Source organism: Tenacibaculum mesophilum, assembly GCF_003867075.1.
In the GTDB taxonomy this organism is placed as follows: Bacteria; Bacteroidota; Bacteroidia; order Flavobacteriales; family Flavobacteriaceae; genus Polaribacter; species Polaribacter mesophilus.
The window spans coordinates 2,493,936-2,517,984 of record NZ_CP032544.1 but is presented as its reverse complement, the minus strand read 5'-3'; the positions used below and the strand labels follow the sequence as shown (position 1 = coordinate 2,517,984).

Below are 24,049 nucleotides of genomic sequence, written 5' to 3'. Positions count from 1 at the left end.
ATAGATGATTTTAAACTTGATTTTTTTAGAAAAAATCAAGAAATATAACCTTTCTCAAACCCGTATGTTAATAACACTTCATACGGATTACCCTCTAGACCTAAAAGTTGCGCAAACGCTGGTTCAGTTTTAAATCCTTGTTGTTTTAGAGCTATAATTTTAGACCTGAATTCTTTTCCTTCTTTTAACAATACTTGATATTCGATAAGCATATGTAGATATGAGTCTTGCTTTTCTGGCTGTTTATTCTGCACAAAAATCTCTATTGGAAAGGTTTTATACTCAAGTGTAATGATTGTTGTTTTTAAGTTTTTGTATGATGGTATCGTCTTTATTTCAAACCTTGAAAACTCTCCATAGTTTTCGCTCACAACTTTTACAAACTCTTCATGATTATCACTTTGACAAATAATATCTAAATCACTTGAGTCTACATCAATATTTATGGGTATAGTACCCACTAAAATAGGATTGAAGTGTTTTAATAGTTCAAAAATATTCAGCTCTAATAATACTTTATGAGCTTCTTTTTGACGGACAGTTCCTTCTTTTAAGTATGTTATATCTCTGAAGTTTATCACAATTCTTCACTTGGATTCCAAAATACCTTTTCAAAATCTTGAATTTGATTCTCAACCACCTCTATTCCTTCACTTTCTAACAATTGTTGCATAAGATTTGTTCCGTCAAAATGATGTTTTCCTGTTAATAATCCTTTTCTATTAACTACTCGATGCGCTGGTACTTCTTTTTCTGAAGAGTTATTCATTGCCCAGCCAACCATTCTTGCTGAACGAGCTGCTCCTAAATAGGTAGCTATGGCTCCATAACTTGTAACTCTTCCATGTGGTATTAAACGTGCTACTTCGTACACTTTTTCGAAGAAATTTTTATCTGCCATGTGGTAAAGATAGGATTCTTTTAAAAAATATACGAATATGGTTCTCGATACAATTTTCACTCATTTCAATCTTGAAAATCACTCGAACGGACATTTATCAAAAAATCAATACGTTAGCGGTTACAGCAAGCTACCATGTAACTCGGAAAGCACGACCCAAAAGGAAACGTCCGAGGCAAAAAATCCTGCAAAAAGCAGGATTAGTAATTAAGTTTAAATTTTATATAAGTAATCGGTTTTCCGATTTCTAAATATTGTTTTTCGTAGAATGTTTGCGTACCGGTTACCTCTTCTGGACTGTACACATTTTTATACACATCGTGATTAGCGTGCAAAATTTCGTGACCTTCTCCATGCAATAAACCTAAAGTGTAACCATGCATGAATTCACTATCAGTTTTTAGATTAACTGTTCCTTCTGAATTTAAAATACCATGGTATTTCTTTAAAAACTCAGAATTCGTCATACGATGTTTAGTACGCTTATATTTTATTTGAGGATCTGGGAAAGTAATCCAAATTTCAGAAACTTCATTTTCAGCAAAAATATAATCTACTAACTCTATTTGTGTTCTAATAAAAGCTACATTTTCCATGTTATTTTCTAGTGCTGTTTTAGCTCCACGCCAAAATCGTGCGCCTTTAATATCAATTCCAATAAAGTTTTTATCAGGATTTTTTTCTGCTAAAGCAATCGTGTACTCACCTTTACCACAACCTAGCTCTAAAACTATTGGATTGTCGTTTTTAAAAAAAGTATTCCATTTTCCTTTATAAGAAAAATCGTTAATTACTTCTTCGCGTGTTGGTTGAATAACGTTAACAAACGTTTCATTTTCTTTGAAACGTTTTAATTTATTTTTGCTTCCCAAAGTGTGTAGAAATTAGGCTCTATCTTCTGTTCCTTCTCTTTTAAAACGAGCAGCTTCTTTCATCCAATATGCAAATAACACTAATAACACTAATAAAAAGAACCAGTTTACAGCGTTTGAAGTCCACCAACCTGCATCTGATTTAGCTAACGTTAAGCGTAACCAATTGAATGGTGCAAATAAAAAGTCGGTAAATAAACTACCAATCCATCTAAAAATATTGCCTGCTATCATATCTTAAGTATCTTTACAGCTGCAAAAATATAAAAAGAAACAATGTTAGCCAATTTTTTCGGTAAATCTAAGCCTATAAATTTTATTGTACTGTTTGTACTGTTTTTAGGGTATTTTGTTTTAAGTATTTTTTCTAAGCAATTATCTTTTAATTTAATTAAAGAACTTGGTTTGTTTTTAGTTGTTTTTTCTGTATACAACTTTATTCTTGCCAAGAATTTATTGACTTATGATAATTCTTTTGCTTTTTTGTTTTTTGTTATACTAATAGGTTTTTTTCCTGATACTATACAGATAAATAAAACTTTTTATGCTAACTTAACTATACTTCTTTTTTTACGAAAAGTATACAGTTTACAGTCTTCAAAAAACATGCTGCATAAATTGTTTGATGGTGGTTTATGGCTTGGAGTATCGTTTTTAATAGAACCTTATGCTCCTTTATTATTAATATTACTTTACCTATCTATATTTTTGCATCAACGATTTACTTATCAAACATTATTAACTCCTATAATTGCTTTTTGCTCTCCTGTTTTTTTATACTTCACCTACTATTTTTGGTATGATAACCTTGAAAAATTTTGGTTACTTTTTGATTGGGATTTTTACCCTGATTTAAGCTTTTATTCTCATGAAAAGTATTTGTTCCCTATTCTTTTCATAAGCTTTTTTTTAATAGCTTCTATTTTTTTAAAAAGCCCAAAGGCACTTGCTATTAAAAATAAATTTAGAAAAAACTGGATATTAATTCTTACTCATCTTGTAATAACTACAGCTATTTTACTTTTAGTTCAAGACGGTTCTGGAAGTGAGTTTTTATATGTATTATTCCCTGTTTCTGTTATTTTAGCTAATGGAATTGAGTTTTTTCAAAAAAAATGGTATGCTGATGTTATTATTCTCTTATTCTTAATAGTATCTTTTACAATGAGTGCTATTGCATAAACTACATTTTTGCTCCATAAGCTAAATCACCTGCATCTCCTAAACCTGGCACTATATAGCCTTTATCATTTAGTTTTTCATCAATATCACCAATCCATAAAGTAGTGCTCTCTGGTAAGTGTTTAGCTACATATTCTACACCTTGAACTGAACCAATAACCGAAGCTATTATTATTTCTTTTGGCGTTCCATACTTTTTTATGCCCTCATAAACCTCAACCATTGAACGGCCTGTTGCCAACATAGGATCTATAAGTAATAATGTTTTTCCATCTATTGAAGGCGAAGCAAAATACCCTACCACGATTTCAAACTCTTCGTCATTGTTTGGGTGATGGCGATATGCTGATATAAATGCATTCTCTGCATCATCAAAATAGTTTAAAACTCCATTGTGTAGTGGTAACCCTGCTCTAAGAATAGAACACAATACTATATCATTTTCTGGCAATTCTACCTTTTTTGTTCCTAAAGGCGTTGTTATTTCTTTAACCTTATAGTTTAACTCTTTACTTAACTCGTATCCTATCACTTCACCTATTCGTTCGATATTTCTACGAAAACGCATTGAATCTTTTTGAACTGATGTGTCTCTGAGTTCAGCTAGGAATTTATTAAGAATAGAATTTTGTTTGGCTAAATGATGAGTTTTCATGAGGTGTATTCTTTTTGTACGCTACAAAAGTAACAGATTTTATCAAGCTTTTATAAAGTTGGTTAGTGCTTTTAATAGTTCCTCTTTTGCTTCAACATGACTCATATGTCCGTTTGGTATTGCAATTAATGAGGTATTAGTTCTCTTTGCTTCTTCTTCAACAGTAGTATAATTTAATATTGGGTCATTTTTTCCTGCTATCATCAATCTCTTTTCTATTGTTTGTAAAACAACTTCCTTGTTTTCTCGCAAACGCATTCCCTCTGTTGCTGCAATATATCCTCTAACATGTGTTTTTAAGGCTTCTTCTCTTATTTTTTCTATTTCTTCGGATAACTGTAAACGCATATTCTCTGCAAACAAGTTGCTAATTGACATTTTCACCAATGTTTCGTAATTTTCCTTAGCCATTTCAACAGCTCTGAGTCGCAACTTTTTTCGTTCTTCACTATCTGCTTGAGAGGTAGAGTTCATCAAACAAATTCCTTTTACATTTTTTTGATATTTTTCTGCAAATGCCAAGGCAACATATCCCCCCATGGAATGTCCAATAAAGGTAGCTCGACGAATTTTTAATTCTCTTAAAACAAATTTTACTGCTTCTGCCATTTCTTCCATCGTATGAATATACCCAACACATCCTGTTTTTCCATGCCCTAATAAGTCAATACAAATCACGCGATTTTTTCTGGATAACTCATCAACCACCTCATTCCACATAGTCCTATTTTCTAAAAACCCGTGTAATAAAACAATACTACTTCCCTTGCTAGTATCTGTATAAAAAACAGTTGTTTCCTTAAATTTTGCAATCATTTTTTAATGTATATTCGTCGCTTATTAATTTGTTAAGCAATGCACAAAACTAAGGAGATATTTATAAACGGATTCGCTTTATTTTCAATGTTTTTTGGGGCTGGTAATTTAATTTTACCTCCATTTTTAGGAAAAAATGCTGGAAGCTTATGGTTTTGGGTAACTATTGGCTTTTTTATTACTGCTGTTTTTATACCTATGATAGGTATTTTAGCCCATGCCAAACTACAGGGTACTATGTATGATTTTGGTAAAAAAGTATCTCCTACTTTTAGCCTTATATATTGTTTTGTTGTATACACTATTTGTATTGCTTTACCTGCACCTAGAACTGCTTCGGTTACTCATGAAATGGCCATTGCTCCTTACTTTAGTAACAGTAGTTCTTTAGTTACTAGTACAATTTATTTCGGACTTGTTTTTCTTTTTACCATGAACCGGTCAAAAGTACTAAACCTACTAGGCAAGTTTTTAACTCCTCTTATTATATTCATTTTATTGGCTATTATTTTCGTTGGTTTTTTTACAGCTCCAGATATGATTACTCCAACGACCCTTAAAGCTCCATTTGTTGATGGTTTGCTAGAAGGATATCAAACTTTTGACGCTATTGCTTCCATAGTTGTTGGTGGTGTTTTAGTCATTTCAATGAATTTTAATACGAATACAACTTTTGAAGAGAAAAAAGAGCTTATTACCAAAGCAGGTTTTATTGCTGGTATAGGCTTATTAATTATTTATGCTGGCCTTATTTATAATGGAGTTTTATTTAGTTCTACCTTTTCTGAAAGTGCTAATAGAACAGAAATCTTAAACTCTCTGAGCAATCAAACTTTAGGAAATATTGGAAGTGTTTTTCTTAGTGTTTTAGTTGCTTTGGCTTGTTTTACAACAGCGGTTGGAATTATTACTGGAACTGCCGATTATTTTAAAGGAATTAACAATAACTCTCAAAAGGTCTTTACAGTTACTGCTATTATTAGCTGTTTATTAGGAATTGCTGTTGGCCAATTTGATGTGAAATATATTATCAATATTGCACTACCTGCTTTGATGTTTATTTATCCAATTACTATTGTTTTAATTGTACTAAATGTACTACCTGAAAAATATACTTCAACTTTAGTTTTTAAAAGTGTAGTAGCAGTAACCTTTTTATTTAGCATTCCAGATTTTTTAGGTTTTATTATCAACCCTAATTACTTAGTTGAAATAAAAAACAACATTCCCTTTGCTAATCATAATTTAGGTTGGGTATTACCTGCTATATTGAGTTTTGTCTTTTCTAATTTGATTAAAAGCAAAAAGCAAATTTCAACCGAATAAGTTACTTAATTAGTGTATATAAACTAAAAAAAGCTCGTGATTACGAGCTTTTTGTTTTTATTTAAGTTGAGCACCTTAAAAACGATACCCTAAATTTATTCCTACTCTTGGCACAATTGATCGAGCTTCTGAAGTAAATAGGTTCCTCCCTAAACCTCCATATACATCAAGTACAAATCCTCCAGACGATACGTATTTTGAACCAAAGGCTAAACCTAAAGCTCCGTCAGTATATTCCTTATATTTTTTTATTGTACTCCCTTGAACTTCAACTTTTCTTTCTCCTGTATTTATTCCCATAAAAACTTCTCCAAAATAGTTCCAATTGCTATTGTTTGTAAAGTAATGACGAAAAAAAGGAGTAAACATTCGTTCTTCATTGTATCTAAAATCTGCTGATTTTTTTTCAAAGTTAAACAAAGCTGAAATACCAACCGAAGAACGATCAGTTGTATAATACTCATAAGACACCTCTAGCGTTTTAAAAGCCAATGCGTCTAGTAAATCTACTTTTACCTCTTGCTGTGCATACGTGAGAGAACTGACAAAAACTACAGCTGCTAATACTATTTTTTTCATTTTAGTTTTTTACTAATTATAATTTATCTACTTCCTACAAGGATGATACCACAAACATACATCTTTTGTAAAAAACAGTTTGGTTATTTATCATTTCTTGCTTAAGAACAGTTACAGTTTGTATCACAGCTGCTATTTTTTTTAGGCTTAAAAAAGAACTTTTTCACTAAAAAAATAACGGCTCCACAAACGACTAGATATGTTAAAACTTCTTGCATTAACTTAAAAATTGATAGGCTATAAATGCTGATAAATAAGCCAAAACTCCCATACTTGCTAGTTGAACCATTGGCCACTTCCAACTTTTTGTTTCCCTTTTTACTATTGCTAGTGTTGCCATACATTGCATTGCAAACGCATAAAATAACAATAAAGAAATTCCCGTAGCAAGGTTGAATCTTTTTTCTCCTGTTTCCGGGTTTATTTCTGACCTCATTTTTTGTTTTATAGTCGTTGTATCTTCTCCATCGTCTTCTACGCTATAGATAGTAGCTAATGTTCCTATAAACACTTCTCTTGCTGCAAAAGAACTAATTAGTCCAATACCTATTTTCCAGTCATAACCTAATGGTTTAACAACTGGTTCTATTGTTTTTCCTGCAATTCCTATATATGAGTTTGCTAACTTAGCAGATGCTATTTTTTTAGCTAAATCTTCTTCTGAAAGATTTTTATTTGCAGTATTCTCTATAACACTTTTCTCAGCATTTTCATAAGATGATGGTCCATGAGACGCTAAAAACCAAAGTACTATTGAAATTGCTAAAATGATTTTTCCTGCTCCAAAAACAAATGCTTTTGTTTTATCTAAGACATCAAAAAACACATTTTTTACTGATGGTATCTTATAATTAGGCATTTCAACCACAAAAAGTGAGTTGTTTTTTATTTTCAATGTTTTATGCAAAATATATGCTGCGATAATTGCTGCAGCAAAACCTAAAATATATAATGCTAATAAAGTAAACCCTTGTAAACTTAAAAAACCAAACAACTTAGTATCAGGAATAATTAATGCTATTAAAATTGCATACACCGGTAATCGTGCTGAACAGGTTGTAAAGGGTGTTACCAAAATAGTGATTAATCGTTCTTTCCAACTAGCAATAGTTCTAGTTGCCATAATTGCTGGAATAGCACATGCAGTACCTGAAATTAATGGAATTACACTTTTACCACTCATTCCAAAGCGACGCATAATTTTATCCATTAAAAATACTACTCTACTCATATAACCTGTTTCTTCAAGAATAGATATAAACAAGAATAAAATAGCTATTTGAGGTATAAAGATTACTACACCACCTACTCCAGGAATAATTCCGTCAGTTAATAAATCGGTGAACATTCCTGCAGGTAGTTGCGCTTTAGTAAACTCTGCGATATCAGCAAATAAACCATCAATAAGATCCATGGGAGTAGAAGCCCAATCGAAAATAGATTGAAATATCAATAATAACAATCCAAAGAAAATAACATACCCAAATATTTTATGAGTAAAAACTCTATCTAGTTTACTACGTACATCCGTAGCTTTAGAAGCATCTACCTTGTAGGTTTTATTTAAAACAGCATTTATTTGCTGATATCTATATATAGTTTCTTTATGTTGATACTTTTTTTGCTTTGTAATTTCTCCTTCAAATTCTTTTATTGCTTCTTTTTCTGAGGAAGAAAGTAATGGTTTATGATTTTTTGTAAGCATCATCCACAACTCATAAGCTGTAAATTCATTACTTACTTTAGCTAACTTTTCAAAGTAAGCACTATCTATCTTTTGAGATAATTCGTTGAAAGTTGAGTGTACTTTTAACGAATTATAATTAGCCACTTCTTTTTTTAAGTCATCAACTCCCTCGTTAGTCCTTGCCGACATTAACACTACTTTGGTATGTAGTTCTTTTTCTAAGGCTGGCACATCTATAGAAATCCCTTTTCGCTTTAGTTGATCAGCCATGTTTAAAGCTAAAATCGTCGGAACTTCTAAATCTTGAATTTGCGAAAAGAGTAATAAATTCCTTTTTAAATTTTCAATATCAGCAACTACAACAATTACATCTGGTTTTTCTTCTTGATGCGTAGTCATCAAAGTTTTTAAAACAATACTTTCATCTATAGAGGTAGGATTAATACTATAAGTACCAGGTAAATCAGTAATCGTTGCATTTTTATCATTAGGCAATTTACAAACCCCTTGTTTTTTGTCAACCGTAACACCAGGGTAATTTCCTACTTTTTGGTTTAACCCTGTTAACTGATTAAACAATGATGTTTTACCTGTATTAGGATTTCCAATTAAGGCTACATTAATACGATTACTCATCAGCTATAGTTTTATAATTGAAATTTGACAAGCTGTTTCTTTTCGAATCGCTAAATGACTTCCGTTTACACATATATACATTGGGTCTTTTAATGGAGCTATTTGAAGCAACTCTACTTCACTTCCGGGTAAACACCCCATTTCTAATAATTTCAACGGAATCTTATCTAAGCACTCTTCAGATATAATTCCTTTTTCCCCTAAATGTAACGATGCGATAGTACTCAAAAGATATATTTTTAGCTTGCAAATATACTAAAATAGAATCGTTCTAAACAGTATACCTACACAATATTATGATTTATTTAATAGGTTGCTCTCTCTATTTGATATCTTATATTTGTAGTATGACTTTCGACGATATTCTTGGGCAAGAACATATAAAAAACCACCTACAGCAATCGGCTGAAAATAACAGAATTCCGCATGCACAACTCTTTGTTGGTAAAGAAGGTAGTGGTACTTTACCAATGGCAATTGCCTACGCTCAATTCTTATTATGTAACTTCTCCGACAATATAGAAGCTTGTAATATTAAATGTAGCAAACTACAGCATCCAGATTTACATTTTGCGTTTCCTGTAACTACAAATGATTCTGTTAAAAAGCACCCAGTTAGTAATTTATTTTTAGATGATTGGAGGTCTTTTATAGAGGAGCAACCTTATGGAAGTTTGTTTAATTGGTTACAACATATTGGTGTTGAAAATAAACAAGGACAAATTGGTGTTGATGAAGCGGAAGACATTGTAAAAAAATTACAGTTAAAATCATACGAAGGTGGTTTTAAAGTAATGATTATTTGGATGGCAGAAAAGATGAACATTGCCGCCTCTAACAAATTATTAAAACTGATTGAAGAGCCACCTAGTAAAACTATTTTCATCCTTATTACTGAAGATGAAGAGCAAATTATTAATACCATAAAATCTCGATGTCAGGCATTGCACTTCCCAGCACTAAGTGAAAGTGACATAGCCAATGCTCTAACACAACAAAAAGAAATATCAGAGAACGAAGCAATAAAGATTGCTCATCAATCAGAAGGGAATTATAACAAGGCTCTACACATTTTAAACAACAATTCAAACGATTTAGTTTTTGAACAATGGTTTATTACTTGGATTAGGGCTGCATTTAGAGCCAAAGGAAATGCCGCTGTTATTCAAGATTTAATTGGTTGGTCTGAAGAAATTGCTAAATCTGGTAGAGAAACTCAAAAACAATTCTTACAATATTGTTTGCAATTTTTTAGGCAAGCTTTACTTCTAAATTACGGAACGCCAGATTTAGTTTTTTTAGAAACTCAGTCTGCAAACTTCGAACTCGCAAAATTTGCTCCGTTTATTCATAGTGCTAATATCTTAATCATAGAAAAAGAAGTAAGTGACGCACAGTATCATATTGAAAGAAACGGAAATGCTAAAATTATTTTGTTAGATTTATCTATTAAACTAACGCGTCTTCTACACACTAAAGAAGAAAAAATCCAATCTTAACCATGAAAACAAAACACATAATTACCGCGCTTATTTTCGGAATACTTTTTGTTTCTTGTAAACAAGAAAAAAAAGGACCGCAATTACAAGAATATTTGGTTGGAAATTGGGAAACAACATATTTGAAAATTGAATATTTAACTGCCAACGAAACCGATAGCACTTCTGTTTTTGAAGACGATTTTAGCAAACCTAATTCAGGAAAAGCACAATCTACCTATAACAGCGATGGTACTTTTTCTGCATGGTTTGTACAAGCCGATGGGAAAAAAGTTGGTGAAACTAACGGTAAGTGGAAAACTAGTGGAGATAGTTTATTTGTTGATTATCCGTATTTAGGAAAGCAAGTACAAGCTTGGTATAAAATTACACAAACTAACAATGGTTTTAGCGCTACCTCTACTTATGACTGGGATAATGATGGAGAAACAGATGATACTTTGCTTATGAGAACTAAAAAAATTGAATTATAAAATTGCGTATTTTCAATAACATATCACTTCGAATTAGAATTTTCCTGTCAATGATACTTTTAGTGCTATTGGCATCAATTTTAATTGTAATGGTTACCATATACCAATATGATGAGCAAACAAAAGATTATAATACTGCACGTTTTGAACGTAAAGAGTTTTCTACAAAACAAGACATTGAAATAGAACTCAAACGCAGAACCACATATCCAGTAACTACTGAGAATTTAGCTAAAATTTTTCAAGATAGAATTTACGATATAGCATACGTTCATAAACTTACAATTTCTATGTATGATATGGATGGAAAGTTGCTAAAATCTTCCATTCCTTATAATTTTGATAAAAAAGAAGGACAAGATCTTCCTAATGAAACTGTTAAAGATTTAGCCAACAACTCAAATCATAAAATTTTAAAAAGTAGAACTGAAAAAGGTATCACTTACCAATCTTCATACACTTACTTAAACGACCCTCGTTTTAAAAGGATTGGAATTTTAGAATTACAAATTGCACAAGATAATGAAGAGCAAAAACATGAACTACGAGAGTTTATTTCTCGTCTATCATTAGTTTATTTGCTAATGCTCATTATTGCCATTGTTTTAGCTTACTTTTTATCAACTTATATTACTAGATCCATTCAAACTATCTCGCAAAAAATAAACGAGACCCGTTTAAATAAGCGTAACGAAAAAATTACTTTAAACTCTGCTAGTTCAGAAATCAATTCGCTGGTTGCCGCTTATAACAACATGATTGACCAGTTAGAAGAAAGTGCTGTAAAACTAGCGCAAAGTGAGCGAGAACAAGCCTGGAGAGAAATGGCCAAACAGGTAGCTCACGAGATTAAAAATCCGTTAACACCTATGCGCTTGTCAGTACAAAGTTTTGAAAGAAAATTCAATCCAGAAGATCCTAATATCAAAGAAAAAATGTCTGAATACAGCGAAACACTTATTCAGCAAATTGATGTAATGAGTTCTATTGCTTCAGCTTTTTCTGATTTTGCTAAAATGCCTACACAACGTAGAGAAAAGTTAAATGTAGTTGATATCGTTAAACATTCTTTAGATATTTTTACTGAAGATTACATACATTATTTCCCCCAAGAAAAAGAGTTGTATGCCAGTTTAGACAAAACACAGTTGATACGAATTGTCACGAACTTAGTTAAAAACTCAATTCAAGCAATAAAAGACACTGATAAAAACCCTAAAATAGAAGTTAAAGTTGCTTCTGAAGGAAATAGTGTTAAAATAACAGTTTCTGATAACGGAAAAGGTATTAGCGAAGAAAATAAGGAGTTAATTTTCGAGCCTAAATTTACTACTAAAACTAGTGGAATGGGCTTAGGACTATCTATCATAAAAAATATAATTGAAGCGTATGACGGTACAATATCCTTTACTTCAACTAAAGGGGTTGGAACTGTTTTTACTGTAATATTACCTAAAACATAAACATAATATGAATTTTGAAAATATTTTAGTTGAACAAACTAATGCATTAGCAACTATTACCATTAACCGACCAAAAAAATTAAACGCTTTAAACAAAGCTACTATTGAAGAGCTTCATAATGCTTTTAAAGCCTTGGAAGAAGACGCTACTATTAAAGTAATTATTATCACAGGTAGTGGAGAAAAAGCATTTGTTGCTGGGGCAGACATCTCTGAATTTGCACATTTCTCTGTTGAAGAAGGAGGAATGTTAGCAAGAAAAGGACAGGAAATCTTATTTGACTTTGTTGAAAATTTATCAACTCCTGTTATTGCTGCTGTAAATGGTTTTGCTTTAGGTGGCGGACTAGAATTAGCAATGGCTTGTCATTTTAGAGTAGCTTCAGACAATGCTAAAATGGGGCTACCTGAAGTTTCTTTAGGAGTTATCCCTGGTTATGGCGGAACACAACGCTTGCCTCAATTAGTAGGTAAAGGAAAAGCCATGGAGTTAATTATGACAGCAGGTATGATTTCTGCTGATGAAGCTAAAGAAACTGGATTGATAAACCATGTAACTTCGCAAGAAGAATTATTACCTTTAGCTCAAAAAATAGCTTCAAAAATTATGCGTAACTCTTCTGTTGCCATTAGTGCAGCAATTAAAGCTGTAAATGATAATTTTAAAGACGGTGTGAATGGTTTTGAAAGCGAAATTACAGAGTTTGGAAACTGTTTTGGAACTGAAGACTTTAAAGAAGGGACTACTGCTTTTTTAGAAAAACGTAAACCTGAATTTCCAGGAAAGTAATTTTTTTACTAAAGAAACAACTACAAAAAAATAGCATCTAAATTAAAACTTAGATGCTATTTTTACAATAAGGGGATTACATTAATAAAATGGGGGTTATTAACTGAAGCAAATATATACTAAATTCAACAACATCCAAATTTTAACATAAAATTTTTATTAAAATAACATATATTTTACATTCTAAACATAATAAATACTAAATAATTCCATTCCATTCTTTATAGAATTGTTCTAAAAAACCTTCCATATAAGCATGTCTTTGCTCCGCGATTGCTTTTCCTGTTGTAGTATTCATTTTATCTTTTAACAACAATAATTTCTCATAAAAATGATTAATAGTAGGCGCTGTTGATTTTTTATATTCTTCTTTTGTCATTTTTAAATTAGGAGGAATTTCTGGATTGTATAATTCTCTATTTTTAAATCCACCATAATTAAAACAACGAGCTATTCCAACAGCCCCTACGGCATCTAATCGGTCTGCATCTTGGATAACATTTAACTCAGGAGAAGTGAAACTTTGTTTAAAGTTTCCTCCTTTAAAAGAGATATTGGTGATAATTTTTTCTATATGAGTAATTATTTCTTCTAATACTTGTTGACTTTCAAGAAAAACTCTTGCTTTTTGCGGACCAACAGTTTCATCACCATTATGAAATTTACTATCCGCTATATCATGCAACAATGCACCTAAAGAAACCACAAACTCATCAACATTTTCATTTTTTGCAATTAATAAGGCGTTTTTATATACACGTTCAATATGAAAAAAATCATGTCCTCCTTCTGCTCCTTTCAAGGTCTCTTTTACAAACTCAATAGTATTCTGTATTATTTGTTCTCTGTTCATATTTCAAAAATAAAAATCCTGCACATACAAGCACAGGATTTTAAACGTATTATTATAAATTTATACTAAGCAATAACCGATGGCTTAACTAAGCCCTTAGCCACTAAATATTCTGCTATTTGAACTGTATTAGTTGCCGCTCCTTTACGCAAGTTGTCAGCAACAATCCACATATTTAACGTATTTGGTTGAGATTCATCTCTTCTAATCCTACCCACAAAAACCTCATCTTTATTATTTGCTAAAATAGGCATTGGGTATACATTATTTTGCACATCATCTTGTACAACCACACCATTAGTTTTACCAAGTAATTCACGTACTTTGTCTAATTCAAAATCGCCTTCAAATTGAACATTTACCGATTCTGAATGCCCTCCAGCTGTAGGTATTCTAACCGCTGTAGCTGTTACTGCAAAAGAATCGTCTCGTAAAATCTTTTTAGGTTCTTTTACCAGCTTCATTTCTTCTTTAGTATATCCATTTTCTAAAAATACATCACAATGTGGTAATGCATTTCTTCCAATAGGGTGCGGATATGCCATTTCGCCTTCAACTCCCGCTTCTTCATTATCTAATTGACGAACCGCTTTAACACCAGTTCCCGAAACTGATTGATACGTTGAAATTACCACACGCTTCATTTTATACTCTTTGTGTAACGGAGCTAATGCCATTACCAATTGAATCGTAGAACAATTTGGGTTTGCAATGATTTTATCTTCACTGGTTAATACATCTCCGTTAATTTCTGGAACAACTAATTTCTTCGTTGGATCCATTCTCCAAGCAGATGAGTTATCAATTACCGTTGTACCAACAGCTGCAAATTTAGGAGCCCATTCTAAAGAGGTATCTCCACCTGCTGAAAACAATGCAATGTCTGGTTGCATAGCTACTGCCGTTTGTAAACCTACTACTGTATAATTTGTTCCTTGAAACTCAATTTGATTTCCTACTGAACGCTCTGACGCAACAGGAATTAATTCTGTTACTGGAAAATTACGTTCTGCCAATACTTGTAACATTACATTACCTACCATTCCGGTAGCTCCTACCACTGCTACTCTCATTTTTTTGATTTTTGAGTATAAAATTTATTGTTTGTATGCTACAAAGGTTTAAAAAAAACAAATTGGTTGTATCTCTTTTGTTAGAAAAAATACGTTAAAATTTAAAAAATATACCATTTAGGCTTAAATAGTATTGTTTTAAACAGTAAAAATCAAAAAATCAGTACATTTGCACCGGTTTTCTAGAAAAACCACAACATTTTTGTTTAACTTAAAAAAGTATAGCATGCAACTGTACAACAAGTTAAGCGCAGAAGAACGCGCTAAATTAATTGATGATGCGGGTAAAGACCGTATTACTATCTCATTCTATCAATATCATAAGATAGAAAACCCAACTTTATTTAGAAATAAATTATTCCTTGAATGGAACGAACTAGATGTTTTAGGAAGAACATACGTTTCATACGAAGGAATCAATGCTCAAATATCTGTTCCCTCAGAAAACTTTCTAGCGTTAAAAAAACAACTAGATAGTATTTCTTTTTTAAATGGAATTCGTTTAAACGTAGCTATTGAGCACGATAATAAATCGTTTTTAAAACTAAAAGTAAAAGTTCGTAACAAAATTGTTGCTGACGGATTAAACGATGACACTTTTGACGTTACTAACAAAGGAGTTCATTTAAATGCAAAAGAGTTTAATGAAATGCTAGCAGATCCAAATACGGTTTGTGTAGATATGCGTAACCATTACGAAAGTGAAATTGGACATTTTGATGGTGCAGTAACCCCAGATGTTGATACGTTTAGAGACTCGTTAGATATTATTGAAGAAGATTTAAAAGACCATAAAGAAGATAAAAACTTATTAATGTATTGTACAGGTGGAATTCGATGTGAAAAAGCCTCTGCCTACTACAAACATAAAGGCTTTAAAAATGTTTTCCAACTTGAAGGTGGAATTATTGAATATACTCGTCAGGTAAAATCAGAAGGTTTAGAAAACAAGTTTTTAGGTAAGAATTTTGTTTTTGATCACCGAAGAGCTGAAAAAATTTCTGATGATGTAATTGCCAATTGTCATCAATGTGGAAAACCTTGTGACACACATACCAATTGTGCTAACGAAGGTTGTCACTTATTATTCATTCAATGTGATGAATGTGCTGAAAAAATGGAAAACACCTGTTCTCCTGAATGTCAAGACATCATTCATTTACCATACGAAGAGCAAAAAGAATTGCGTAAAGGGAAACACGCAAGCAATAAGATATTTAAAAAAGGACGTTCAGAAGCTTTAAAATTTAAAAAGTAATGCAAAAGATTGAGTTAATGGCTCCTGCTGGTAATTTTGAATCGTTACAGGCAGCTTTAGACAATGGATGTGATTCAGTATATTTTGGTGTGGAGCAATTAAATATGCGTGCTCGAGCATCTATTAATTTTACCTTAGATGATTTAGAAGAAATATCACGTAGATGTTCAGAAAAAAATGTTCGTACCTATTTGACTTTAAATACGATTGTTTATGATCATGATTTATCGATTGTAAAAACTTTAATCAAAAGAGCCAAAGAAGCTAATATTACTGCGGTAATTGCAATGGATCAAGCTGTAATTGCAATGGCTAGAGCAGAAGGTATGGAAGTCCACATTTCTACTCAAATTAACATTACCAATATCGAAACGGTTAAGTTTTATGCCATGTTTGCTGACACTGTGGTATTGAGTAGAGAATTGAGTTTACGTCAAGTAAAAAAGATTACCGAACAAATTGAAAAAGAAGAAATCAAAGGACCTTCTGGTCGTTTGTTAGAAATTGAAATTTTTGGTCACGGAGCACTTTGTATGGCTGTTTCTGGGAAATGTTATATGAGTTTGCATTCACACAACTCATCTGCAAATAGAGGAGCCTGCAAACAAAATTGTCGTAAAAAATATACAGTGATTGATCAAGAATCTGGTTTTGAAATGGAATTAGATAATGAGTACATCATGTCTCCAAAAGATTTATGTACTATCGATTTCTTAGATCAAGTTGCAGATGCTGGGATTAAAGTATTGAAGATTGAAGGTCGCGGTCGTGCTCCTGAATATGTAGCTAAAGTTATCAAATGTTACCGTGATGCCATTGATAGTTTACACAATGGAACTTACGATAAAGAGAAGGTTATTAGCTGGATGCAAGAATTGGAAAAAGTATACAATCGTGGTTTTTGGAATGGATATTACTTAGGTCAAAAATTAGGAGAGTGGAGCAAAGAACCTGGTTCACACGCTACTCAAAAGAAAGTATACTTAGGAAAAGGAATGCACTATTTTCCTAAAGCTGAAATAGGTGAGTTTAAAATTGAAGCATACGATTTAGCAATTGGCGATACTATTCTAATCACAGGACCTACTACAGGTACTCAAGAAATGGAATTAAAAAGCATGTTTGTAAATGATAAGGAAGCACAAACTGCTACCAAGGGTGATGAAGTTACTATGAAACTAGACTTCAGAATTCGTCCATCAGATAAATTATACAAAATTGTAAAAACTGAATTTGCTAAAAATTAATGGTTGTAATTACGTTACAAAGAAACAAATGTATTGGCTGTAATTATTGTGTAGAGTTAGCTCCAGCACAATTTCAAATGTCTAAAAAGGATGGAAAATCTGTTTTATTACATTCTACAGAAAAAAAAGGTTTCTTTACCATAAAATCACACGATGATAGTATTTTTGAAGCTTCTTATGAAGCAAAAAAGGCCTGTCCTGTTAAAATTATTGAAGTAAAACAAGTATAGTTTTAGAGAAAAGACCGCTTCGCTGTTAGAAAAAAGAATCAAGACTAACAAAAAGCTCTCTTACGAGGGCTTTTGTTATTTTTACAGAATGGAATTACAACCTCCTTTTCGTAAAATTATTCATGTAGATATGGATGCTTTTTATGCATCTGTTGAGCAATTGGATAATCCTGAACTAAGAGGAAAACCAGTTGCTGTGGGTGGTAGTGAGATACGAGGTGTGGTTTCTGCTGCCAGTTACGAAGCTAGAAAATTTGGAGTTCGTTCTGCCATGAGTGGTGTGTTGGCTAAACAAAAATGTCCACACATCATCTTTGTACCTCCTAGATTTGATCGTTACAAAGAAATTTCTTCTAAAATTAGGAAGATATTTTACGATTATACCGATTTGGTAGAACCTCTATCGCTAGATGAAGCTTACTTAGATGTTACTGAAAACAAAAAAGGAAATCCGTCGGCTAGTATGATTGCCCAAGAAATTCGTCAACGAATTTGGGAAGAATTAGAGCTACGAGCATCCGCAGGAATTTCTATTAATAAATTTATAGCCAAAGTAGCTTCAGACATTAATAAACCTAACGGACAGAAAACTATTAATCCAGAAGAGGTTCTTGAATTTTTAGAGCAACTTCCTGTGAATAAGTTTTATGGAGTAGGTAAAGTTACCGCTGCAAAAATGCATAACCTTGGTATTTTTACAGGCCTAGATTTAAAACAAAAATCATTAGAAGAGCTTTCCAAGTTGTTTGGAAAATCGGGAGTACATTATTACAATATTGTTAGAGGCATTCATAATTCAGCAGTAAAACCTAATCGAATTCGAAAGTCAATCGCTGCTGAAACTACTTTTAGAGAAAATCTATCTTCAGAGGTTTTTATGTTAGAACGTCTTGATAAAATTGCTGACGAACTAGAACGTCGAATGAAAAAATCAAATACTAAGGGAAAAACCGTAACTCTTAAAATTAAATACAGTGATTTTACGCAACAAACACGTAGTAAAACTACCAACCATTACCTACAATTTAAAAAAGAGTTCTACCCTATTGTAAAAGAGTTATTGTACCAAGATACACTTAATAACTCTGTTAGGTTATTAGGAATTTCTTTTAGTAATTTAAACACAGAGAAAACTGAACCTGTTTGGGTACAGTTACGATTTGATTTTTAAAGTATTGGTATTTTCAACGAAACTTTGGTGCCTTTAGGGTTTCCTTCTTTGTCAATTATATCTGTATAAATTAATGAATAATTATTAGCATATTCGTTGGCAAAGTTTCGTAATCGTTCTTTGGTTAAATCTATACCTATAGATCTGCGATTTAGCGACTTGTTTTTTCTAATTTTCATAGCCGCGTCCCTACCAATTCCATTATCTACAATATCAATTTGTATAAATTCGTCTGATATTTTTGTAACTGACAACGAAACTTCTTTTTTTCCTTTCTTAGATGAAAGTCCATGCCAAATAGAATTTTCTAAGAAAGGTTGCAATATAAGTGGTGGAACTTTTATTCTTTCAATATTTACACCTTCATCTACTTTTTCTATATAGTTTACTTCGTTAGATAATCGAATATTTTCAATACTCATATATAAATTCATTGTTTTTAGTTCTTCACTTAATGTTACCTCCTTTACAGATGAAGATTCTAAAATACTTCGAATTAGTTTTGAAAACTTATTTAAGTAATATACAGCATTTTTCTGCTCATTATTAATAACGTATAGTTTTATTGAATTTAATGCGTTAAACACAAAGTGTGGATTCATTTGAATTCTTAGAGCTTCTTGCTCTAACATTAGTATTTTCTTATCATTATTCAATAAGCGTTGCCTGTAAATTGAGTATAATAACACCCCTAATAAAGCTATTGAAACTAATGCTATAATTAAAACATTTCTATTTCTTAATAGTTTTAATTTAGCTATTTCATTCTCTTTTGCTAGACTCTTTATTTTATTATTACTTACTTCATTATCATACTTATTAATAAGGTTATTAACGTATAAAATGTTCTTATCGTTAAATGTTTTTCTCTCTCCTTCTATAGCTTTTTTATAAAAGCTATATGCTTTTTCATAATTCTTCTTTTTTTCATATAATTCTGATAAATATAGATTAGAATGGTTTACTCCTGATGGAATTTTATGTTTATTAGCAACTTCTAAACTTTCTTCTAAGTATACTTTTGCTTTATCTAAACTATCTAATTTTAATAATACGCTTCCAAATGTAACATAGACATCTGAAGTATAATAATGATTACCAATACCTTCAGAAACAGATACTACTTCGTTTATGTATTTGTATGCCTCCTTATATTTACCCTGTAATAATAAAACCTTGCTAATACTAGTATGACAAATTACCTTACCTATACTCGAATTATTTTCAACATTATATTGTAATGATTTATTATAATGTTCCAAAGCAGCATCTATATCACCAAGGTTTTGGAAAGCAAGCCCTATATTTTGATGATTAATAGCTAAACCTCTTTTATCATTTGTTTTTTCTTGAATTAAAATTGATTTTTTAAACTTTTCTAATGCTAATTGATATTGTTTAAGAGCTAAGTATATATTACCAATACTATTATTTGATATACTAATACTAATTTTAGTATCAACATCAGGAAACTCAATCTTATCAGCTAACTCCAGTGCCATTTGATGATAATTCAATGCACTCCTAATCTTATCTTGTCGTCGATATACTACGCCTATTTGATTTAAGGTAACAATTTCTGCGTTTACATCCTTAATTTCTTTTGATAAATCAAGTGCTCTAATATGGCTTTTTATAGAACTATCAAAAAAAGAATTATTTCGATAATATTTACCTAACAAGTTATAGGCATGTATTTCCCCTAATTTATAACCTACTTTTTTACTTTTATTTAAAAGAAAAGTTATTTCTTCTTCCTCAAAGTTTTTACGTTTAAAAAGGCGCTGTAAGTCATAATAATTATCTATTTTTTTTTCAGTAGCTAATTTAATTAAACTATCTATTGTGTTTTTGTCTCTTTGTGAAAACCCCAAAAAAACAATGAAAAATAAAAAGGTTGTAATTATTAATTTTTTCATTTAAAACTTCTCAAGAAAATCAGATTTTCTCTGTCTAGAAACAGGAATCTTATGGTTATTTTCTAACACAACATAGCCGTCAGACTTCAAAAATTCTTTTATTTTATTCAAGTTAATAATATATGAGTTGTGTATTCTAAAAAAATGATCTTCGGGGAGTAATTGATTTATTTCTTTTAGTTTTTTTGTTACTACTATTTTTTTATTAGTTCCTGTAGTATATATTGTTGAATAATTACCATCAGATTCTACAAATAAAATCTCATCTTGAGCTAGAAAAACTAATTTTCCATCAGTATTAATGGTAATCTTTCTTCTATTAAATTTTTTATTAAAACTTGATAATATTTTTTCTACCTTTTCAGTATTATTATTCTTCTTATAATGTTGTTTAATTCTTCCTATTGTTTCTTCCAAATCATCGGAATCAATAGGTTTCAGCAAATAATCTATAGCTTGGTTTTTTAAAGCCTTTATAGCATACTCATTATATGCTGTAGTAATGATTATAGCGAAATTTTTATTCTCTAATTTTTCTAGTAATTGAAACCCATCCATCGTAGGCATTTCAATATCTAAAAAAAGACAATCGATAGTATTCTCGTTAATAAATTTAATTGCTTTTTCTGCTATTGTAAATGTTTCTATGATTTCTATATCATTTTCAAAGGTTGACAATTCCCAAGAAAGTCCTTGTATTGCTTTAGGTTCATCATCAACTATAACTGCTCTCAACATTTTATATACATTTGTACCAAATGTAACAGATAATATTTTAAAAAAGAAATGTCAAGCATAGCTTTTGTTACAAAAAATTAAAGCTAAATGATTTCTGTATATATTTTTTACCATTTACACATAAAAGCACACCATTTATACATCCTTTACTCTAAAAAAGATTCTTTTATATGATATTTGTAGTGTAATACACAAGGGGAATCATATTGATAAATTGGGGGATTAATCAATAATGATATTAAGTTATAAAAACACCACTTTAAAGTGGTGTTTTTTTATATATAAATTTCAATGTTCGTTTAATTTATATGCACAAAAAAAGCTCAACTAAATTAAATTTAGTTGAGCTTTTTATCTTATCCTAATCAGTTAGTTTCCTAAGCCTCAAATGGAGTAACAGAAACGTATGATTTATTATCTCTTTTCTTTTGGAATTTTACAACACCATCAACTTTAGCATGTAAAGTATGATCTTTTCCCATGTAAACATTTTCACCTGGATTGTGTTGAGTTCCTCTTTGACGAACAATAATGTTACCTGCAATAGCAGCCTGTCCTCCAAAAATCTTTACTCCTAATCGTTTCGATTCTGATTCACGACCGTTCTTCGAACTACCGACACCTTTCTTATGAGCCATCTTTGTAAGTTTTTAAAGTTAATTATTTACTTAATGCTTCAATTAATTCTGCTTTCTTTAAAGAAGTGTATCCTGAAATACCTTTTTCTTTAGCTAAAGCTTTTAATTCTGCAACAGTCATTGAACTTAAATCTGTCGATTCTTCTTTAACCTCTGTTTTAGGAGTTTCTTTTTTAGCTGCTGCCTTTTTAACTCCTGATGCAGAAATTCCTTCGATTTGGATTTCAGTTAAATACTGTCTGTGTCCATTTTTCTTTTTGTAACCTTTTCTTCTTTTCTTTTTGAAAACGATTACCTTATCACCTTTTAAGTGACCTAAAATCTTTGCAGTTACTCCTGCACCTTCTATAGCTGGGGCGCCAATAGTTACGTTTCCTTTATCTTCAATAAGCATTACATTATCAAAAGTTACTTTTGATCCTTCTGCTTCTGGTAAACGGTGTACGTATACTTTTTGGTCTTTTGCTACTTTAAATTGCTGCCCTGCTATCTCTACGATTGCGTACATACTATTTGTTTTGCGTTTATACTTTATTCACACTTTCTTAAGAAAAATGCGGGTGCAAATATACATTTTTTACTTCAAAAAAAAATGTATTACTCAGAAAATTACTCTTTTAAGATAAAAAAGTTTAATTTTTATTGTTTTGAATGTAACAATTACTATAACTTCACGTCACATACACGAAAATATTAAAAATTAAACTTTAATCAATGAGAAAAAGAGTTATCACTCTAGCTTCAGCTTTTATAGCATTTCATTTTACGTATGCTCAAAAAGTTGATTTTGAAGAGTATGATTTAAGCAATGGAATGCATGTTATTTTACATCAAGATAATACAGCACCAGTAGTAACAACATCTGTTATGTACCATGTAGGCGCGAAAGATGAGCAACCAAATAGGACAGGAATGGCTCACTTTTTTGAGCATTTATTATTTGAGGGTACAAAAAACATAAAAAAAGGAGAGTGGTTTAAAATAGTTTCCTCTAATGGAGGTACTAATAATGCTAACACTACCGATGATAGAACTTATTATTACGAGGTTTTTCCTTCTAATAATTTAGAATTAGGCTTATGGATGGAGTCTGAACGCTTATTACATCCAATTATTGGTCAAGAGGGTGTAGATACACAAAATGAGGTTGTAAAAGAAGAGAAGCGCTTACGTGTAGACAACCAACCTTACTCTCGTTTTTTAGAAAATGTTAAGAAAAACATGTTTAAAAAACATCCATATAAGGGAACTACTATAGGTAAGATGGAACATTTAGATGCTGCTACCTTAGAAGAATTCTTAGCATTTAATAAAAAATATTATGTTCCAAACAATGCTACTTTGGTAGTTGCAGGAGATTTTGAGCTTAAAGAAGCTAAACGACTTATAAAAGATTATTTTGAGCCTATACCTAGAGGTAAAGATATAGTAAGAAATTTTCCGAAAGAAGACCCTATTACAAAAGAGTTTTTTGCCAAAGCTTACGACCCTAACATTCAAATACCTGCAATTATGGCTGCTTATAGAACTCCTTCTATGAAAACCAGAGATGCTAGAGTGTTAGATATGATTTCTACTTACTTAAGTGGTGGAAAAAGCTCTGTACTTTATAAAAAATTAGTTGATACTAAAAAAATGGCTTTACAGGCTGGTGCAATAAACCTAAGTCAAGAAGATTATGGGACCTATATTTTATTTGCACTTCCGCTAGGAAATAACTCTTTACAAAGTTTAGTAAAAGAAATTGATGAAGAGGTTGTAAAACTTCAAACAAATTTAATTTCAGAAAAAGATTATCAAAAGCTACAAAATAAATTTGAAAACAACTTTGTGAATGCAAACTCAAGTGTAGAAGGTATTGCTAATTCATTAGCTCGCTACAATGTATTGTATGGTGATACTAATTTAATAAATACTGAAATTGATATTTATAGATCAATTACACGTGAGGAAATTAGAGACGTAGCAAAAAAATACTTAAACACTAACCAACGTTTGGTAATGGAATATTTACCAGAATCAAAAAAATAATTCAGTAATAAG

Annotated in this window: 26 protein-coding genes; 11 read left to right on the top strand and 15 right to left on the bottom strand. The window is 31.2% G+C overall.

Annotated elements, in window-relative coordinates; translation table 11 throughout:
• Nucleotides 1-35: 35 nt before the first annotated feature.
• The 4 genes from D6200_RS11375 to D6200_RS11360 form a co-directional block, all read right to left on the bottom strand.
• Nucleotides 36-581 (bottom strand): DUF4269 domain-containing protein, encoded by a 546-nt coding sequence (locus D6200_RS11375; RefSeq protein WP_073182286.1) that lies wholly within the window; start codon nucleotides 579-581, stop codon nucleotides 36-38.
• Nucleotides 578-901 carry an MGMT family protein gene (locus D6200_RS11370; protein WP_073182287.1) on the bottom strand — a complete coding sequence of 108 codons (324 nt, stop codon included), beginning with the start codon at nucleotides 899-901 and terminating at the stop codon, nucleotides 578-580. The genes D6200_RS11375 and D6200_RS11370 overlap by 4 nt, the downstream gene beginning before the upstream one ends.
• A 200-nt stretch (nucleotides 902-1,101) precedes the next feature.
• Nucleotides 1,102-1,773 carry a tRNA (guanosine(46)-N7)-methyltransferase TrmB gene (gene trmB / locus D6200_RS11365; protein ID WP_073182288.1) on the bottom strand — a complete coding sequence of 224 codons (672 nt, stop codon included), beginning with the start codon at nucleotides 1,771-1,773 and terminating at the stop codon, nucleotides 1,102-1,104.
• A gap of 12 nt (nucleotides 1,774-1,785) precedes the next feature.
• Nucleotides 1,786-2,007 (bottom strand): DUF6341 family protein, encoded by a 222-nt coding sequence (locus tag D6200_RS11360; protein WP_047787956.1) that lies wholly within the window; start codon nucleotides 2,005-2,007, stop codon nucleotides 1,786-1,788.
• A 42-nt stretch (nucleotides 2,008-2,049) separates the two neighbouring features.
• On the opposite strand from D6200_RS11360, the gene D6200_RS11355 reads away from it, so the two are divergent.
• Nucleotides 2,050-2,955 carry a DUF6427 family protein gene (locus D6200_RS11355; RefSeq protein ID WP_073182289.1) on the top strand — a complete coding sequence of 302 codons (906 nt, stop codon included), beginning with the start codon at nucleotides 2,050-2,052 and terminating at the stop codon, nucleotides 2,953-2,955.
• A 1-nt stretch (nucleotide 2,956) separates the two neighbouring features.
• Here the strand turns inward: D6200_RS11355 and upp are convergent, their stop codons facing one another.
• Both upp and D6200_RS11345 read right to left on the bottom strand, forming a co-directional pair.
• Nucleotides 2,957-3,610 (bottom strand): uracil phosphoribosyltransferase, encoded by a 654-nt coding sequence (gene upp, locus D6200_RS11350; RefSeq protein ID WP_073182290.1) that lies wholly within the window; start codon nucleotides 3,608-3,610, stop codon nucleotides 2,957-2,959.
• 42 nt (nucleotides 3,611-3,652) lie between these two features.
• Nucleotides 3,653-4,426: an alpha/beta fold hydrolase gene (locus tag D6200_RS11345; RefSeq protein WP_073182291.1), complete on the bottom strand. Its 774-nt coding sequence runs from the start codon at nucleotides 4,424-4,426 to the stop codon at nucleotides 3,653-3,655.
• Nucleotides 4,427-4,465: 39 nt separating this feature from the next.
• On the opposite strand from D6200_RS11345, the gene brnQ reads away from it, so the two are divergent.
• Complete coding sequence (gene brnQ, locus D6200_RS11340; protein WP_073182292.1) at nucleotides 4,466-5,752, top strand: branched-chain amino acid transport system II carrier protein; 1,287 nt, start codon at nucleotides 4,466-4,468, stop codon at nucleotides 5,750-5,752.
• Between the two features lie 75 nt (nucleotides 5,753-5,827).
• On the opposite strand, the gene D6200_RS11335 is transcribed toward brnQ, so the two are convergent.
• From D6200_RS11335 to D6200_RS11320, 3 genes are all read right to left on the bottom strand, one after another.
• Complete coding sequence (locus D6200_RS11335; protein WP_047787961.1) at nucleotides 5,828-6,331, bottom strand: DUF3575 domain-containing protein; 504 nt, start codon at nucleotides 6,329-6,331, stop codon at nucleotides 5,828-5,830.
• A 217-nt stretch (nucleotides 6,332-6,548) separates the two neighbouring features.
• Nucleotides 6,549-8,654: a ferrous iron transport protein B gene (gene feoB, locus D6200_RS11325; RefSeq protein WP_047787962.1), complete on the bottom strand. Its 2,106-nt coding sequence runs from the start codon at nucleotides 8,652-8,654 to the stop codon at nucleotides 6,549-6,551.
• Between the two features lie 3 nt (nucleotides 8,655-8,657).
• Nucleotides 8,658-8,882: a FeoA family protein gene (locus D6200_RS11320; protein ID WP_047787963.1), complete on the bottom strand. Its 225-nt coding sequence runs from the start codon at nucleotides 8,880-8,882 to the stop codon at nucleotides 8,658-8,660.
• Nucleotides 8,883-9,001: 119 nt separating this feature from the next.
• On the opposite strand from D6200_RS11320, the gene D6200_RS11315 reads away from it, so the two are divergent.
• Genes D6200_RS11315 through D6200_RS11300 form a run of 4 tightly spaced genes read left to right on the top strand, consistent with a single transcriptional unit; the run spans nucleotide 9,002 to nucleotide 12,879 of the window.
• Nucleotides 9,002-10,153, top strand: a complete 1,152-nt coding sequence (locus tag D6200_RS11315; protein ID WP_047787964.1) for a DNA polymerase III subunit — start codon at nucleotides 9,002-9,004, stop codon at nucleotides 10,151-10,153.
• A 2-nt stretch (nucleotides 10,154-10,155) separates the two neighbouring features.
• A complete protein-coding gene (locus tag D6200_RS11310) occupies nucleotides 10,156-10,626 on the top strand; it encodes a hypothetical protein (protein WP_073182293.1) in 471 nt (156 codons plus the stop codon).
• Between the two features lie 50 nt (nucleotides 10,627-10,676).
• Nucleotides 10,677-12,089 (top strand): sensor histidine kinase, encoded by a 1,413-nt coding sequence (locus D6200_RS11305; RefSeq protein ID WP_073182294.1) that lies wholly within the window; start codon nucleotides 10,677-10,679, stop codon nucleotides 12,087-12,089.
• A gap of 7 nt (nucleotides 12,090-12,096) precedes the next feature.
• On the top strand, nucleotides 12,097-12,879 hold the full coding sequence (locus tag D6200_RS11300) for an enoyl-CoA hydratase/isomerase family protein (RefSeq protein ID WP_073182295.1): 783 nt from the start codon (nucleotides 12,097-12,099) through the stop codon (nucleotides 12,877-12,879).
• Between the two features lie 199 nt (nucleotides 12,880-13,078).
• Here the strand turns inward: D6200_RS11300 and D6200_RS11295 are convergent, their stop codons facing one another.
• Nucleotides 13,079-13,732, bottom strand: coding sequence for an HD domain-containing protein (locus tag D6200_RS11295; RefSeq protein ID WP_073182296.1), 654 nt, complete (start codon nucleotides 13,730-13,732; stop codon nucleotides 13,079-13,081).
• A 65-nt stretch (nucleotides 13,733-13,797) separates the two neighbouring features.
• The gene (locus D6200_RS11290; protein ID WP_073182297.1) at nucleotides 13,798-14,805 is read right to left on the bottom strand and encodes an aspartate-semialdehyde dehydrogenase; all 1,008 of its coding nucleotides are present in this window, start codon (nucleotides 14,803-14,805) and stop codon (nucleotides 13,798-13,800) included.
• 226 nt (nucleotides 14,806-15,031) lie between these two features.
• On the opposite strand from D6200_RS11290, the gene trhO reads away from it, so the two are divergent.
• From trhO to dinB, 4 genes are all read left to right on the top strand, one after another.
• Entirely contained in the window at nucleotides 15,032-16,063 is a 1,032-nt protein-coding gene (gene trhO, locus D6200_RS11285; RefSeq protein WP_073182298.1) for an oxygen-dependent tRNA uridine(34) hydroxylase TrhO, read from the top strand.
• Entirely contained in the window at nucleotides 16,063-17,310 is a 1,248-nt protein-coding gene (locus tag D6200_RS11280) for a peptidase U32 family protein (protein WP_073182299.1), read from the top strand. The genes trhO and D6200_RS11280 overlap by 1 nt, the downstream gene beginning before the upstream one ends.
• Nucleotides 17,310-17,540: a ferredoxin gene (locus tag D6200_RS11275; RefSeq protein WP_073182300.1), complete on the top strand. Its 231-nt coding sequence runs from the start codon at nucleotides 17,310-17,312 to the stop codon at nucleotides 17,538-17,540. Before D6200_RS11280 ends, D6200_RS11275 begins: the two co-directional genes overlap by 1 nt.
• An 88-nt stretch (nucleotides 17,541-17,628) precedes the next feature.
• Complete coding sequence (gene dinB, locus D6200_RS11270; protein ID WP_073182301.1) at nucleotides 17,629-18,711, top strand: DNA polymerase IV; 1,083 nt, start codon at nucleotides 17,629-17,631, stop codon at nucleotides 18,709-18,711.
• Here the strand turns inward: dinB and D6200_RS11265 are convergent.
• The 4 genes from D6200_RS11265 to rplU all read right to left on the bottom strand — a co-directional run bounded on the left by D6200_RS11265 (nucleotide 18,708) and on the right by rplU (nucleotide 22,514).
• Complete coding sequence (locus tag D6200_RS11265; RefSeq protein ID WP_073182302.1) at nucleotides 18,708-20,630, bottom strand: tetratricopeptide repeat-containing sensor histidine kinase; 1,923 nt, start codon at nucleotides 20,628-20,630, stop codon at nucleotides 18,708-18,710. The two genes, dinB and D6200_RS11265, sit on opposite strands and share 4 nt — an antisense overlap.
• On the bottom strand, nucleotides 20,631-21,368 hold the full coding sequence (locus D6200_RS11260) for a LytR/AlgR family response regulator transcription factor (protein ID WP_047787975.1): 738 nt from the start codon (nucleotides 21,366-21,368) through the stop codon (nucleotides 20,631-20,633).
• A 377-nt stretch (nucleotides 21,369-21,745) separates the two neighbouring features.
• Nucleotides 21,746-22,006, bottom strand: coding sequence for a 50S ribosomal protein L27 (gene rpmA, locus D6200_RS11255; RefSeq protein ID WP_028891690.1), 261 nt, complete (start codon nucleotides 22,004-22,006; stop codon nucleotides 21,746-21,748).
• A 22-nt stretch (nucleotides 22,007-22,028) separates the two neighbouring features.
• On the bottom strand, nucleotides 22,029-22,514 hold the full coding sequence (gene rplU, locus D6200_RS11250) for a 50S ribosomal protein L21 (protein ID WP_047787976.1): 486 nt from the start codon (nucleotides 22,512-22,514) through the stop codon (nucleotides 22,029-22,031).
• 206 nt (nucleotides 22,515-22,720) lie between these two features.
• On the opposite strand from rplU, the gene D6200_RS11245 reads away from it, so the two are divergent.
• Nucleotides 22,721-24,037, top strand: a complete 1,317-nt coding sequence (locus D6200_RS11245; protein ID WP_073182303.1) for a M16 family metallopeptidase — start codon at nucleotides 22,721-22,723, stop codon at nucleotides 24,035-24,037.
• The last annotated feature ends 12 nt before the right edge of the window (nucleotides 24,038-24,049 follow it).